At 35.1% G+C, this 14,724-nt stretch carries 15 protein-coding genes; 6 read left to right on the top strand and 9 right to left on the bottom strand.

Translation table 11 applies throughout. The features are described from left to right. Positions 1–883: 883 nt before the first annotated feature. The 3 genes from JNUCC74_RS12490 to deoD form a co-directional block, all read right to left on the bottom strand. On the bottom strand, positions 884–1,360 hold the full coding sequence (locus JNUCC74_RS12490) for a divergent PAP2 family protein (protein WP_454065597.1): 477 nt from the start codon (positions 1,358–1,360) through the stop codon (positions 884–886). A 139-nt stretch (positions 1,361–1,499) separates the two neighbouring features. Continuing rightward, a complete protein-coding gene (locus JNUCC74_RS12485) occupies positions 1,500–2,096 on the bottom strand; it encodes a biotin transporter BioY (RefSeq protein WP_454065596.1) in 597 nt (198 codons plus the stop codon). A gap of 307 nt (positions 2,097–2,403) precedes the next feature. Further along, positions 2,404–3,111, bottom strand: a complete 708-nt coding sequence (gene deoD, locus JNUCC74_RS12480; RefSeq protein ID WP_454065595.1) for a purine-nucleoside phosphorylase — start codon at positions 3,109–3,111, stop codon at positions 2,404–2,406. 1,152 nt (positions 3,112–4,263) lie between these two features. Here deoD and JNUCC74_RS12475 point away from each other — a divergent pair. Further along, entirely contained in the window at positions 4,264–4,527 is a 264-nt protein-coding gene (locus tag JNUCC74_RS12475) for a phosphocarrier protein HPr (protein WP_077317706.1), read from the top strand. Between the two features lie 363 nt (positions 4,528–4,890). Here JNUCC74_RS12475 and JNUCC74_RS12470 read toward each other — a convergent pair whose 3' ends face one another. After that, a complete protein-coding gene (locus JNUCC74_RS12470) occupies positions 4,891–5,274 on the bottom strand; it encodes a kinase-associated lipoprotein B (RefSeq protein WP_077317705.1) in 384 nt (127 codons plus the stop codon). A gap of 144 nt (positions 5,275–5,418) precedes the next feature. Here JNUCC74_RS12470 and JNUCC74_RS12465 point away from each other — a divergent pair, with 144 nt between their 5' ends. After that, positions 5,419–5,607, top strand: coding sequence for a hypothetical protein (locus tag JNUCC74_RS12465; protein ID WP_077317704.1), 189 nt, complete (start codon positions 5,419–5,421; stop codon positions 5,605–5,607). 534 nt (positions 5,608–6,141) lie between these two features. Continuing rightward, positions 6,142–6,729, top strand: coding sequence for a superoxide dismutase family protein (locus tag JNUCC74_RS12460; protein ID WP_454065594.1), 588 nt, complete (start codon positions 6,142–6,144; stop codon positions 6,727–6,729). A 256-nt stretch (positions 6,730–6,985) separates the two neighbouring features. Here the strand turns inward: JNUCC74_RS12460 and JNUCC74_RS12455 are convergent, their stop codons facing one another. Further along, positions 6,986–8,167: a MalY/PatB family protein gene (locus JNUCC74_RS12455; protein WP_454065593.1), complete on the bottom strand. Its 1,182-nt coding sequence runs from the start codon at positions 8,165–8,167 to the stop codon at positions 6,986–6,988. Between the two features lie 687 nt (positions 8,168–8,854). Then, on the bottom strand, positions 8,855–10,201 hold the full coding sequence (locus tag JNUCC74_RS12450; RefSeq protein ID WP_454065592.1) for a glucose-6-phosphate isomerase: 1,347 nt from the start codon (positions 10,199–10,201) through the stop codon (positions 8,855–8,857). 148 nt (positions 10,202–10,349) lie between these two features. Between JNUCC74_RS12450 and JNUCC74_RS12445 the strand changes: the two genes are divergently transcribed. After that, on the top strand, positions 10,350–10,589 hold the full coding sequence (locus JNUCC74_RS12445) for a DUF378 domain-containing protein (RefSeq protein ID WP_077317700.1): 240 nt from the start codon (positions 10,350–10,352) through the stop codon (positions 10,587–10,589). A gap of 40 nt (positions 10,590–10,629) precedes the next feature. On the opposite strand, the gene yugI is transcribed toward JNUCC74_RS12445, so the two are convergent. Continuing rightward, entirely contained in the window at positions 10,630–10,992 is a 363-nt protein-coding gene (yugI, locus tag JNUCC74_RS12440; RefSeq protein WP_454065591.1) for a S1 domain-containing post-transcriptional regulator GSP13, read from the bottom strand. A gap of 138 nt (positions 10,993–11,130) precedes the next feature. Between yugI and JNUCC74_RS12435 the strand changes: the two genes are divergently transcribed. Beyond that, positions 11,131–11,550 (top strand): YugN family protein, encoded by a 420-nt coding sequence (locus tag JNUCC74_RS12435; RefSeq protein WP_077317698.1) that lies wholly within the window; start codon positions 11,131–11,133, stop codon positions 11,548–11,550. Here JNUCC74_RS12435 and JNUCC74_RS12430 read toward each other — a convergent pair. Continuing rightward, entirely contained in the window at positions 11,521–12,525 is a 1,005-nt protein-coding gene (locus tag JNUCC74_RS12430) for a potassium channel family protein (RefSeq protein ID WP_454065590.1), read from the bottom strand. The two genes, JNUCC74_RS12435 and JNUCC74_RS12430, sit on opposite strands and share 30 nt — an antisense overlap. A 122-nt stretch (positions 12,526–12,647) precedes the next feature. Further along, complete coding sequence (locus tag JNUCC74_RS12425) at positions 12,648–13,208, bottom strand: thioredoxin family protein (RefSeq protein ID WP_454065589.1); 561 nt, start codon at positions 13,206–13,208, stop codon at positions 12,648–12,650. 256 nt (positions 13,209–13,464) lie between these two features. Between JNUCC74_RS12425 and JNUCC74_RS12420 the strand changes: the two genes are divergently transcribed. Next, positions 13,465–14,520: a M20/M25/M40 family metallo-hydrolase gene (locus JNUCC74_RS12420; protein ID WP_454065588.1), complete on the top strand. Its 1,056-nt coding sequence runs from the start codon at positions 13,465–13,467 to the stop codon at positions 14,518–14,520. Positions 14,521–14,724: the final 204 nt, after the last annotated feature.

Here is a 14,724-nt window from a genome sequence, read left to right as displayed (position 1 = left end):
ACATGAAATTTTGGCGCTGAAAAGAAGGGATTTCAGGTTGTCTTGGCATAATTATAGAATATTAAGATAGCACTTCTTACGTTAACAAAGGATAGATATAAATTACTGGTTCTTCATATGGATGGTATTTCTTAATGATCTCATTTACTTTTGTAATATATTTATATGGGCATTTGAATTCCATTTTACACTCCACACCAAACTTAATTTTATGCTTCGTTCCATGAACTGGTTAGGCTGTCTCCAAGGGACGCCAATATCCGTTAACATGAGAAAAGGAAATAACGTGGTCATAGTTACCGATGGTCAAAACTCCTAATTCATTTAATTTATCCCGCATCTAAGGTGCCGTAAGACTCCCACTTCAAAAGCCTTGAGTTGATACAAAAGGGTCTAAGTGGGAGAAAACGGCACCTAAATGCCCATTCGTTCAAGCTAACATTCAGTAGGAGATGGAAGAAAACTCCTACTGAATGAAGTTTCACTTTATTTCTTATCGTTTCAATGTAAGCTTCAGGTAGTAACACTTCAACTTTTACGTACTCTATATTCATTTCATATCTTTTATTATAAAAGCTGACAATCATTGTAAAAAATGTAATATTTTTTATACTATAAGAAAGTTTTAAATTTTTAGGGGGCTATAGTATAAGAAAAACTATAGCTTTGGCCATAAAGACTGGTGATAAGCCAAGTTTTTCTAATGTAGTTAGCAATAAAAATAGGGGTTCAATTAATTCCAGAACTCCCAATAAGATGATCGCTTATTTATAAATTATTCTTCACATACAATTTTACTTTAAGTTCGCACTAGCAAAAACATATTTCATAACCAGTACTCAAGGGGTAGAAATCTTTTTAACAACTGCTGTTCTTTTTAGCTTTAATAGAGAACTGTATGCAATATTAGGGCAACCGCGATTCCTGTAAGCCCTCCGAAGAAAACTTCTATTGGTTGATGTCCAAGCAATTCTTTTAGTTCTTGCCTTTTTTCGTAGTCCTCTTTGTGTGGCCAATTTTTTGCTTCATCCACAAATAATTGAAAATCCCGAATAAGTTTGTTTAAAACGATTGCTTGTTCACCAGCTTGTCTTCTTACTCCGGTAGCATCAAACATAATGATAACACTAAAGATACAGGAAATTGCGAATACGGTAGATGCCACACCTTCTACTATTCCTACAGCTGTTGTTAAGGCAGCTACAGCTGCAGAATGACTGCTTGGCATTCCGCCAGTACTAAATACTAAATCCGGTCTGAATTCTTTTGTAAAAACAAGTGCAATAGGAACTTTGACACCTTGTGCAAAAACGATTGCGGTAAGGGCTGCCCACAGTGGAAAATTTAAAAATAATTCCATGCTTTGTCAAACATCCTTTCTCAGGAAGTGAAAATCGCTTTATACTAGACAATATGCATGAGTTATTGGATAATGCTATATTATCACAAGCTGGGGCAGTAAGCATAAAAAAAGCGCCACGTTTTTAACTATTCCTTTTCTAGCTTGCTCTTACGTGATTTAAGACAGGTATTCGCTTAACGACTTTCACTGTAAATAATGCTGCTAATCCGGCAAAAATAAGATCCTTAATTAAAAACGGAATCATTCCAGCCCAAGCTATTGTATATGGAAGCGGGACTTCCATCCATGTATTTGAAGCAATATACATATAAGTTACACCGATGAGATAATTGAATGCTGTACCTATAAGCGCCGCTAAACAATAGCGTGGAAAGGAGTAGTTCTTTTCTGAGTTATCTACTACCCAGCCTGTAAAGAAAGCTGCAAATATAAATGAAATAATAAATCCACCAGTAGGGCTGATAAACATAGTAGGTCCAGAAGAAAACCCAGCAAAAATCGGCACACCAGCAATTCCGACAAGCATATATACAAACATGGATAAACTACCAAGTTTTTTTCCAAGCATCAAACCTGCTAAAACAGCAAAGAATGTCTGTAATGATAGTGGCACATCAGCGCCTCCAATTGGAACGCTGAGCATTGGAAACCAAGCAGTAATATTTGCACCAACTGCCATTAATACAACAAAAACTGCTCCGTATGTAAGATCAGTAGTTCGTAATTTACTCATTTTAATCCCCCTCATTTTAATGTATAATCGGAATACTATGACTGCTTATAATAGATAATAGATTGTTAACTCTATATTGTCAACTTGTTTTTTAATAGGTTAACAATATGAAGTATATAAAAAGAGGAGTAATTATAGTAAAAATTTGATGAACAGAAATAAAACTGTAGGATTAGTTTATAGAGATGGAGGAGAAATGACCCTTTATTAAATTGTATTTACACAATTTTATATAACAAATAAAACACATGCAGTATCGGACAAAACTGCATGTGTTTAATAATAGCTGGTTGGAACAAAATACTACTTATCGAATTGCCGCTTCTAAAGCAACTTCCATCATATCTAGAAAAGTAGTTTGTCTTTCTTGGGCTGATGTTTCTTCGCCAGTTATAATATGATCAGAAACTGTTAGCACGGCTAATGCTTGACGGTCAAACTTTGCTGCCAGTGTATAAAGAGCGGTAGTTTCCATTTCAATTGCCAGAACTTTATAAGCAGCTAATTTTTCATTTATTTCTTTAGCGTTATCCCGATAAAAGGTGTCGCTTGTGAATACATTTCCGACTTTGAGATTTAACCCTTTTGCAATTCCCGCTTCATAGGCATTTTTTAGTAAATCAAAATCTGCTAAAGGTGCATAATCGATTCCGCCAAAAACCATACGATTCATCTGTGAATCTGTCGTAGAACCTTGGGCAAGAATAACATCTCTTACTTTTACATCTTTTTGAATCGCTCCACACGTACCAACACGAATTAGTTTTTTCACATCATAGCTCTGAATTAATTCATTTACATAAATGGAGATGGAAGGTACCCCCATGCCTGTCCCTTGTACAGAAATTTTTTCACCTTTATAAGTTCCTGTAAAACCTAACATACCTCTAACATTGTTATATTGCTTTGGATTTTCCAAAAACGTTTCTGCAATGAATTTTGCCCGTAGTGGATCGCCTGGTAATAAAATTTTGTCAGCAATTTCGCCCGGTTTAGCGCCTATATGTACACTCATGATATAACCTCCTATTTAGTTGTTAGAGAGGATGCTCAAAAAGCCCGGTAAAAATGACGCATCAAATTTTTTGCGGATCATGTTTCTAATTGCATATACATTGCAAACCGAACCTTTTTGAACACCACTTTATAGTCTTCAAAATAACGGTATCATAAGTGTTAACTAAAGACAAATGCTAAGATATACGTGAACTTATTTTTAAAAAATAGCTTACAATTAGTTTTCAGCACACTCGAAGCGCGTCCGGTGCTACAAGACTCCAAATTCAAGTATTATAGAAAATATGAAGAAATTTAAGTGTGAGAGAACGAGCTAAACGTCTAATTCGTTCGAACGGAAAGGACAAGAAAAAATCGCGAGGCCAAGAAAGAACTACGATAGCAATAATTCGCGATTTTTCAAGGACGCTGCAAACTTAGCATTTGATCTTCTGTTTCAAGAGAGAAGCACTCCTTAGTAGATATTTTCTCGTCAGAAGTTCTGTCTGTTTATACACGCTAACCAAGCGCTTATCGCCTTTGTTCTACTTTTAGAAAAAGCTAATCATGAAGAAAGTTTAACTTTATTTATACTTTTTAAGCCTAAATATTTTATGTTAACGTAAAAAAACTTTTTTTTTGTTTATTCTTGATTGTTTTGTTGTAAACTATGTGTTAAGCTGAATTTGATAAATTAGGAGCACAAATTGTAGAGGATGTTCGAAAAGTACGTCAAAATGATACATTGCATTCTCTTGAGTCCCTTTGAAACACGCGCTTCTATTTCTTCTGCGAAAATAGATGGAGTATTTTATTAAAAATGATACATTTTTGTTTCAAAAAATAGATTTTTTGTATATAATAAGGCTAGTGCAGTTTTTCACTTAGAGTTAGTGAAAACCTTTTACTTATCATACGTGTTCAACAAGAGACATAGAACGATTGGAGAAGTGAGCAATACCTCGTTTTATCAAGCATAGCAAAAATATGTTTAAAAAATGAAGGAAGCGTATTAGTGACTAATATTGCATAAAACTTGTTTTTATGCAGGGAGAGTATGATGCTAGGAAAAGTACGAGAGGAGTAAATAGCTTTACTTCCCGAATGGTTTCATAACCTCTTTGCTTATGGACACAGACACTGGATAAATTCTTTGGAAGGATGAAGGAAAATGACAGAAAAAACATTTAAAATTACAGCAGATACTGGGGTACATGCACGTCCAGCTACACTATTGGTAAATAAAGCAGGTCAATTTGAATCAGAAGTAGAAATTACGTACAATGACAAAACTGTAAATCTAAAATCGATTATGGGTGTTATGTCTCTGGGAATACCTAAAGGGGCACAAATTAAAATTTCTGCTAATGGTTCAGACGAAAAAGAAGCTATCCAAGGTATAGAAGAAGTAATTAAAGAACACCTTGGTGAATAATTCGTTATTTTCATTTCTTAAAACTGTCAGTTGTTAATGCTGGCAGTTTTTTTATTTTGGTAAAAAGAGGTAAAGTGGTACTTAAAAATGAATATACATTATTCACATTTCTTTTATCTCTATAGCTACAAGTAAATTTTTTCTATAAATAATTAATGAATTGTACTTTTGTATATTGCTATTAAGGGTGAGTAATTGAACTTATTGCCAAAAGGAATATGATGGAGATCTCAGGTTAAGGGTTTATAATAATTGTAGAGTTTCCTTGATGGGTAATGATGAGTTGGAAGAGGGAGGCATAAGGATTTCAAATGAAACCAAAGAGATAACAATTATCTCTTTGGCTCTGTAGTAAATTTAATCTTAGTGTTTAAAATAAACCTTTTCCAATTGTTCTAAGCAGGAAAGTGCTGCTTTATTATAAGCAGAATCCTGTTGATATAGCTTTTCTTTATAATCTTCCACCGCTTGTTTTAATGAAGTGGTATAGTCTGGTATAGACTCCGTATAAGGATGTACAGCTGCTTTTTTTACATTTGTTTTTTCATGGAATGCCAGTGCTTTTCGTTGATGAAAAAATACATCTTCTGTTTCATTAGGATGGTGAAGGTCTCCTTGCATTGGGTGCTTTTTAACAGCAAGTACCTCAATAACATACCGATCTCCCTTATCGGCAATCACTTTTCCAATATATGTTCCAGAACGATAATGAGCTTTAACGGTTTCCCCAATCGCTACTTCAGCCATAAAAAACTCCTCCCCAAAGTGATATATACTTATAGTATCATTTTTATCATTGTGCCAAAAGTAGAACAGTTTAACGAATAATTGATCTCTAACTTTAGTTATGGTTCTATGTTTGTTATAATGACTGGGGAGGATGTGAGAAAAATGATACCAGTATTAGAATTCCCGCAAGATAAAGCGGAGTATATTCCTTCATTTATTACATTAGCTATATTTTTTATTGGAGCAGCAATTACGACATATATAATTTATAAGAAATCTAAAAAAGATGAGAAAGAATTTCGACAGGAGTATGATAAAGAGTTAAGTGAATACCAAGATAAACATTATTAATACCTCTCTAGCTAGAGAGGTTTTTTTATAGAAATATCCGTTTCTACATGGTCATAACTTTTTAAAAAGCAGTTTCTTTTAGCTTAAGCGTTTAAGCTGTGTTCTTCTTTCTAGGGTAAATTACCACCCGCTCGAATCTAAATAAAAACGGGCTTACCACTCAGGCGTCGGCATACCTTGTTTTAGAGGCATGTTTTCTTTATCCCGAATATAAGGAGCCGTATTTCTTGCATTTGAAAAATCTGTTATTATTTTACGAAGTTTATAAGAGAAACGGCACCTAAATGCCCGATTCGTTCATCTAACATTTCGTGGGAAAAACGTTCCACGAAATGAAGTTTCACTTTATCCCGTTAGAGTCTCCGTCTTTTCCTTCGCTAACCGATCGCTTATTCTTTTCTATTGGAAGTTTTTTGTGATAAACACTTACTCTAGGACAAAGCGTGAATAGTCATGTTTTCTACATTTTAAAATGAATGAGTAGTTTTCGTTTACTGGGTAATGCTAAAGTAAAAAGAGAAAAGGAGTTAGTTTATGCGTCTGTTAATATTCATATCTATATTGTTATTATTCACCGCCTGTCAATCTAAAGATGAAAAAAGCAGAGAAGTTGAAATGTATAATGTCTCAGGTGATATGGTTGGTACGGCAACTTTTAATGAACAAACAGACGGTGTACAGGTGAAAGTGAAAATAGAAGGATTGACTCCAGGATATCATGGCATTCATATGCATGAATATGCTAAGTGCGAAGGTCCTGACTTTAAATCTGCAGGGAACCACTTTAATCCTACTGGCGCAGAGCATGGTCTAATGCATCCAAAAGGCTCACATGTAGGAGATATGCCAAATATTGAAGCAGATGCACAGGGGGTTGTAAATGCAGAATTAAAGTTGCCTCAAGCTACTTTATTGGATGGGAAAAATTCATTAACAGCTGGGGAAGGGACGTCCATTATTGTAACACAGAATGAAGACGACGGAATGAGCCAACCTGGAGGTGACTCAGGAGAACGGATAATTTGTGGGACGTTAGCCAGTTCTGACGAAAAGAATAAAGAGAATGATACTCAAAGACCGTCTGATCCAACACAGAATAATGAACAGATGGAGGATAAGTGAGGCTTCATAGAGAGAATGGGAGGATGGCTTCCCACGGTGATAGGTGCTAAAGTTTGTACTGATTCAATTATGGCCGATCTGAACAATTGAGCTTTACTTTCCATTATGTTTCATTCCAGGTGGGTTACTTATTAATAATATAGAGGAAATTTAAGGGTAACTTAGTTTTATTTTGTTTAGGCTTATTCCTTTAATGAAAACAAATTGTTTATAATAAAGAGAGCCTCATTTTAACAAGAAGCTCTCTAGGATATGATTAGCTATTCTTATTTATGCTTTTTACAGCAGTTATGATTCGCCGGACACCTTCTTCTAGCGTTACTTTTGGACAAGCAATATTTATACGCATAAATGTTGCGGCTTCTTCACCATAATTCACACCTGGATTTAGTCCTACTTTAGCCTCTTGAATCATAAATTTCTTTAGCTTTTCAGTATCCATATTTAATGAACTACAATTAATCCAGAGTAAATACGTACCTTCCGAATTCGTTACAGTAATTTCTGGAATATGTTTGTTAAAACTTTCCTGAACATAATCCTTATGACCTTTTAATACTTGCCGTAATCCTTCAAGCCAAGCTTCTCCATGATTATAAGCGGCTTCTATTGCAACATTACCCATTGTATTTAATTCTTGAATACCTTGCTTTAGTAATTGGTTATTCAATTGTTTTCGAAGTTTATTATTGGCTACAACGATATAAGAAGCCTGTAAACCGGCTAAGTTAAACGTTTTGGAAGGTGACATACATGTTATTGTTCGATCTGCCACTTCATCTGAAAGTGAGGCAATTGGAATATGCACTTCATTTGGAAATGTTAGATCTCCATGAATTTCATCTGAAATAATAATGACATCATATTTCTTACATAATCGTGCAATCTCAGTCAACTCTTCTTTTTTCCAAACTCGCCCCACTGGATTATGCGGAGAACAAAGAATAAACGCATTGACCCCTTCAGTGAGTTTTTTCTCAAAATCAGCAAAATCTATTTTATAGTAATTATTTCCATATTGAAGTGGATTTGTGACAATTTGCCGACCATGATTTTTAATTACTTTGTAAAAAGGAGTATATACAGGTGTCTGGATCATAATCTTATCCCCAGGTTTAGTAAAAGCTTGAACAGCCATATGTAAGCTTGTCACAACACCCGGACTAAATAATAGCCAATTCTTCTGTATATCCCATTTATGTCTATGTGAAAGCCAATTAGTAATGGAAGTCCTTACTTCATCATCTATTATGGTGTAACCATATATACCATGTTTGGCCCGTTCGATTAATGCTTGGTTTACTTGTTCAGGTGCCTTGAAATCCATATCTGCTACCCACATTGGTAACACATCGTCGGTTTGAAAAATGGATTCAAGCATATCCCACTTTACTGATCTGGTATTTTTTCTATTGTGTTGGATATCAAATATACTCATATCAAGTCTCCTCTTTTTTGCTTGGAATAAGTTTTGCAAGTTTAATGTCGAAAGTAAAAGCGTAACTGGCAGTCTCTGAGTCAAGTTTTCCTTAGTCTTTTTACAGTATAACATTTTATATTTTTTTCGTAAGCATTCATTCGTAAAAAATAAACCAATGAAAGTTGAAAAATTTTTTAGCGATTAAAACTTTGATTACGGCTAGTGGTTTGGAAACGAAATGCTTTAAGCTTAAGTATGCACCTATTGGAACTGTATTTGCTTCTTCTTGGATAAAAAGGGAGGAATTTGAGCAACGTTTTTTTATTCATTATGTTAAGAAAGCTGGGATGGATAAAAAAAAGCAAAGCGTGAGGCGCTTTGCTTACAGGGGGAATACGAGAAAGTCTTACATTATTTAGTGTACCCTGATTCTAATTTTTTAAACATTTATAATGCTTTTTTAGTAATACTGATTGTTCTTATAAAGTGATACTTATTCAAAGTAGCGGCTCTTGTTTTTTATCCCGCATGTAAGGAGCCGTAAGACTCCTGCTTCAAGAGCCTTTAGTTGATACAAAAGGGTCTAAGTGGGAGAAAACGGCACCTAAATGCCCGATTCGTTCAAGGGCCTTTTAGATCATACCCTTGTTGTCCTATCATTCAGTAGGAGATGGAAGAAAACTCCTACTGAATGATTGTTTCACTTTATAATCTCTCTTCAAGCTGTTTCTTTTCAGCTTCGTATCCCGGTTTTCCTAATAAGGCAAACATATTCTTTTTATATGCTTCTACCCCAGGTTGGTCAAATGGATTCACACCAAGTAAGTAGCCGCTTATGGCACACGCTTTTTCAAAGAAATAAACAAGATAGCCGAATGTATATGCGTCCAGTTTTGGAATTTCAACAACAAGGTTAGGAACTCCTCCATCTGTATGAGCTAAGAGCGTACCTTGGAATGCTTTATCATTGATCTCATGAATCGTTTTTTCGGCTAGATAGTTTAATCCGTCCGCATTGACTGGATCACTTTCCACTGTCAGATGATGCTTTGGTTCTTGAACATGTAGAACCGTTTCAAAAATATTGCGGCGGCCTTCCTGAATGTATTGACCCAGTGAATGCAAATCCGTTGAAAAATTAGCAGAGGAAGGATACAGGCCTTTATTATCTTTGCCTTCACTTTCACCAAATAACTGCTTCCACCATTCTGCAAAATATTGAAGACTTGGCTCATAATTGATTAAAAGCTCTGTTGTTTTCCCTTTATTGTACAAAATGTTACGAACAGCAGCATATTGGTAACTAGGGTTATTTTTAAGAGAGGCTTCAGCTAAATCTTTCATAGCTGTATGAGCTCCGTTCATCATTTCATCAATAGAAATCCCGCTTACGGCAATTGGAAGAAGTCCTACTGCTGTTAATACGGAATAACGTCCGCCAACACCATCAGGGATTACAAATGTTTCATAGCCTGCTTCATCAGCAGAAGCTTTTAAAGCTCCTCTTTTATGATCTGTCGTTGCAAAAATACGTTCTTTTGCACCTTCTACACCATATTTTTCTTCCAGCAATTGTTTAAAAATACGAAAAGCGATTGCTGGTTCAGTCGTAGTTCCGCTTTTGGAAATAACATTAATTGAGAAGTCTTTTCCTTTTAAGACATCCATTAAATCATGCATATAAGTAGAGCTCATATGGTGACCAACAAAAATAATATGTGGGGCGTTTCGTTCTTCTTTTGTCAAGTAGCTTTGGAATGAATGGTTAAGCATTTCAAGGGCAGCTCGTGCGCCTAGGTAGGAACCGCCTATACCGATAACTAATAAAATATCTGAGTTGTTGCGGATTCTTTCAGCACATTGTTTAATTCGTTCAAACTCTTCTTTATCATAGGTTTCTGGCAAATCAAGCCAATCGAGAAAGTCATTTCCTGCCCCCGTTCTATTATGTATTGCATCGTGAGCAGCTTGTACGGCACCTTCCAAATTATTCAATTCTTGCTCGCTTAAAAATGGGAGAGCTTTTTTATACGTAAATGTTACATGTGTCATTGTTTATATCCTCCTCAAAACAAATCGAATAATGTTTGTTACATTATTCACTTTACCCAAGAGGAGCATGGAAATCAAGAAAGAAACTGCATAATTATTGTTAATTTGCAAAAGCTATCCTAGATACTAAAGAAAAGGAGGGTTAATTATGAATGGAATTCAACGTACAGCTTTAGCAATCACCATTATTGGTGCTATTAACTGGGGATTAATCGGTTTATTTCAATTTGACTTGGTGGCTGCTATATTTGGTGGAGATCAAAATGCAGCCTTTGCCCGAATCATTTATACATTGGTAGGAATAAGCGGGCTGGTCATGATACCGGTATTGTTTAAAACAGATGAAGCATTTGCCGACCAGCGCGATCCAAGAAGTGCAGATCGCTAAAAAAATAAGGCAAACTCATCACAACGAGTTTGCCTTATTTTTACTTTTTATAATCGGATTGTTTCATCCATTCTTCTAGCTTGTCTTTTAATGTATTAAATCCAGCTGTTTGTGACTCTTCTTGTTTTTGCTTAGGCTGCTTTGGTTTTACTTGTGGGGTTTCTTCTGTAGCACGAATGGATAATGAAACTTTATTCTTTTCTTCATCCACTTGTAGAACTTTTACCTTCACCTCATCGCCAACGGATAAATAATCATTAATATCTTTAACGTATCCGTGAGTTACTTCAGAAATATGTACAAGTCCTTGTATTTCATCATCCAATGCTACAAAAGCACCATATGGTTGAATTCCGGTTACTTTCCCCTCTAAAACTTGTCCAATTTCATATTTAATTGTCATGCTGAACAACTCCTATTTCTTTAATTCGTTTCATTTTACACAATAAAACATTTTAGCATATTAATCAGTATGTAGCAAAACATAAGAAAGATATTTTATTTAAAATCAGAAACACCAAGAAAGAAAGGAGATGGCAAAATGATTCCTTTAGAGTCAAAATTAGCAGATCGAACCTATCTATTATATGAATTAGAAAAAAAGTTAAAACCTCAAGGGTTTGTGATTGGTTCAAATTGGGAATATGACCACGGATATTTTGATATTAAATTAGATGACCGGGGCACATACTTTTTTTTACGAATTCCATTTGAGACAGTAGCAGGATCCTTGGACTCTCCGGGAGTAACTGTGCGTTTGCAGCAACCTTTTTTACTGGGACATCAATATCAACGTGCAAATGATAAAGATAGCGGAAACGGGGCTATTCAAGGATTGGTAAATCAATTTCAGAGTCCAACTGATCCAGATACAGCCATTCCTGATCAATATGTAATGATGGGAAAGGAATGTTTAAATAAAGTTGAAGCATTACTTCTCCCAAGGAATGAAACTAATTAGTAAATCTCCGTTTTGCATTTGAGATTTTACAGATGGATTCATATAGTATTGGTTATTACGAATAAATCCAATTAAGATTTGTTGCTTGTTCCTTAGTAAAGATGCTACCTCATCGAAATTCATTTTTTCCATATCAGCATTTAAAACCGAATGATGAAATTGCTGTGTCGATAATAAATGGAAGATATCTTCAAACGGCCGTGCATTTGGTTGGCGAATAAGTTCATGATAGAATAAGGTGCTAGTGAAATCGTTGGATCGTAAAATAGTTGTTGCTCCAGCCCGTTTTGCATTGGCAATTTGAGCAGAAGACATGATTTCTACAATAATTGGAATAGAAGGATTATTGCCACGGATAGCTACTACCGTAAGAATGGACATGTTATCTGAAGTGCGTTCGCTTCGTGTAATATCTGCTGTAATTAATACTCGATCTGCAAGCTTAACATTAGCTCTTTGCAAGATTCGATCTTCTGTTGGGTCACCTTTGATAAAGTGTACCGGATAATCAGAAAAGGGTACATGCTGCAGTGTTGTATCAATTAGAACCATTTGAATTTGTGGACTTGATTTAGAAATTATCTTAATCAATTGCCTGCTACGCTCATTCCAGCCGATAATGACAAGATGGTTATATCCTTTAAATGCTACTTTTCCAGCTTCCATTTCTTGTTCTTGATGGAAAGTTGAAGCTGCTAGGGATGTAATGTAATAAGCAATCAAACTTCCTCCTGTTAAAATTAAACAAATTGCAACGATTTTTCCGGCAGGCGTCGAAGGTACTAAATCGCCGTAACCAACCGTTGCTCCAGTAATAAAAGCCCACCAAACGCCATCAAAAATGCTCGGAAATTGAACTGGTTCCACGAGGTGAATAAGAAAACCAAAAAGAAACATAAATAAAAATATAACCATCAATACTTTAAGTAAGATCGGCAACTTAAAATAAATTTGTTTGATTAAACGAATGCTCATCGTACACACCTACCCCATTTATGTGCTGTTTATCTCTTTTATTCATTAACATTTAACTGTACCTAGTATAGACAGGGTAATCCAATTATAACCGTCTTAACAGGGTAGAGGAGCAATGAGAATTATTGGATTGCATGTTGTAATGACTGCTTTAAGCTTTGATAAACTTCATCCCAAAATGATGGATTATTTATAAATGTTTGAGTCATAAAATAAATCATTTCTTTGAATTTTTCTTGGTAATCTTTTGCTTCTTTATCAGGTAGTTTTGCATTAGCCTCATCGACAAATGCTTGTATTTTATCTGCACGTGGTCCCCATTTGGCAACTTCATTTCCGTTTTTATGAATAAAAATAAAGATGGGGATCGATCTGGATTTACCATTAGTTAAGTATTGGTCCATTAATTTCAGGTTTTGATCTCGAAGCAACATGCGAACATCTATTTCTGCAGCTTCAGCTAATTTTAATAATATAGGAATGTTCAACATGGCATCGCCACACCAATCCTCGGTAAGCACAATAACCCGCAACTCTTTTTGCCTCACTTTTTCAAAAAATGCCTGATCATTTGGCAAGATGAAGTTATCGTAAATAGTAAGTAAATTTTCTTTGTGATTTTGCATAGATTCAATATACATATCGGGTTGCAGGCCTTTTTCAAACCAGTCGTTAAGCTTCATATGTATACACTCCTTTTTACTGATTGTGATACTGTTTATTTAAAGTAGATTTATTTTGCATCTAATGTCTTTATTTCCCAAGGGATCCAAATAAGTCTAAGTGGAAAATTCCTACCTAAATGCTTGAACCGTTCAAAGTGAAAAGAGAACATATGTTACAGTGTATCGATACTTAAAAAAAAGGTAAACAAAAGTGCTTGTAAATTATTTTTTTGCTAAGATAAGATAAACATAGATACATATAGGAGGGTTTTGTATGGAACTAGCAAATCAGGATTTTTTATTAGAATTATTAACAACTCCATCTCCATCCAGTGGTGAAGTTGAAATTCAAAAAAAGTGGATGAACTATGTTAAAAAATTTGCCGATGAAATTAGAACGGATCATGCTGGAAACGTAATCGGTGTGTTAAATCCTGGGGCATCATTTAAAGTGTTACTGGCAGGACACTGTGATGAAATTGCTCTTGTTATCAATCGGATCGACGACAATGGCTTTTTGCATTTTGATAAAATGGGAGGCATTAACCCAAAGGCTGCTGTCGGTATGAAAGTAACAGTATTAGGAAAGAAAAGAATAACAGGTGTGATTGGTGTTAATGCACAGCATCATGGGGGATTGAAAAATGATTTTGGATTAGAAGATTTATTTATTGATTGCGGGTTTAAAACAAAAAAAGAAGCTGAGGAGCAAGTGCAAATTGGTGATCTAGTCGTTTACAAAACAGAACCAGAAATTTTATCAGATCGTTATATTGCTGGTCGTGGACTCGATAATCGTACTGGTGCTTTTATTGTAGCAGAAGTTTTAAGGCGGTTAAAAGAAACAGGATGTCTGGTAGGAGTATATGCAGCTAGTACAGTAAATGAAGAAACGAATATGGGGGGAGCATATTTTGCTGCGGCAGGAATTGCACCAGACATGGCAATAGCTTGTGATGTAACATTTGCAACGGATTATCCTGGAGTTAATACAAATAAATATGGTGATATTCGTCTGGAACAAGGCCCTGTATTAGCTAAAGGTGCACCGATTAATCGCAAAATAAATCAGCTGTTAGAAAAAACAGCAGTCCAATTAAATATGAACGTACAATATGAGCTTACACCACGCAATACCGGAACAGATGCAGATAAAATGAGGTTAACAGGTAAAGGTGTTCCGATAGCGCTTGTTTCTCTTCCTTTAAGATATATGCACTCACCGGTAGAAACGGTGAGCATCAAAGATATGGAAGAAGAGATTGAATTATTAGTTTCGATGATTGCATCGTTAACGGGAGAAGAAAGCTTAAACCCTTTGGATGATTAAAGTATACTTTAATCAATAAAATAGTATAGGTATATATATTTGCGTGTGGGGAGAATAAGTACTTCTATCTTGAATAATAATTGAATTGTAAGGGTAAAAAGGCTTATTTTTCCTAATTAATGAAAAAATTTAAAGGCATGGCGTTCAATTAATGGTATAAATTCTTCATTTTTAATCACATATTTTTAATATAATATATAAATA

It is taken from the genome of Cerasibacillus sp. JNUCC 74 (assembly GCF_053667775.1).
This window is presented reverse-complemented; position numbering and strand designations above follow the sequence as displayed.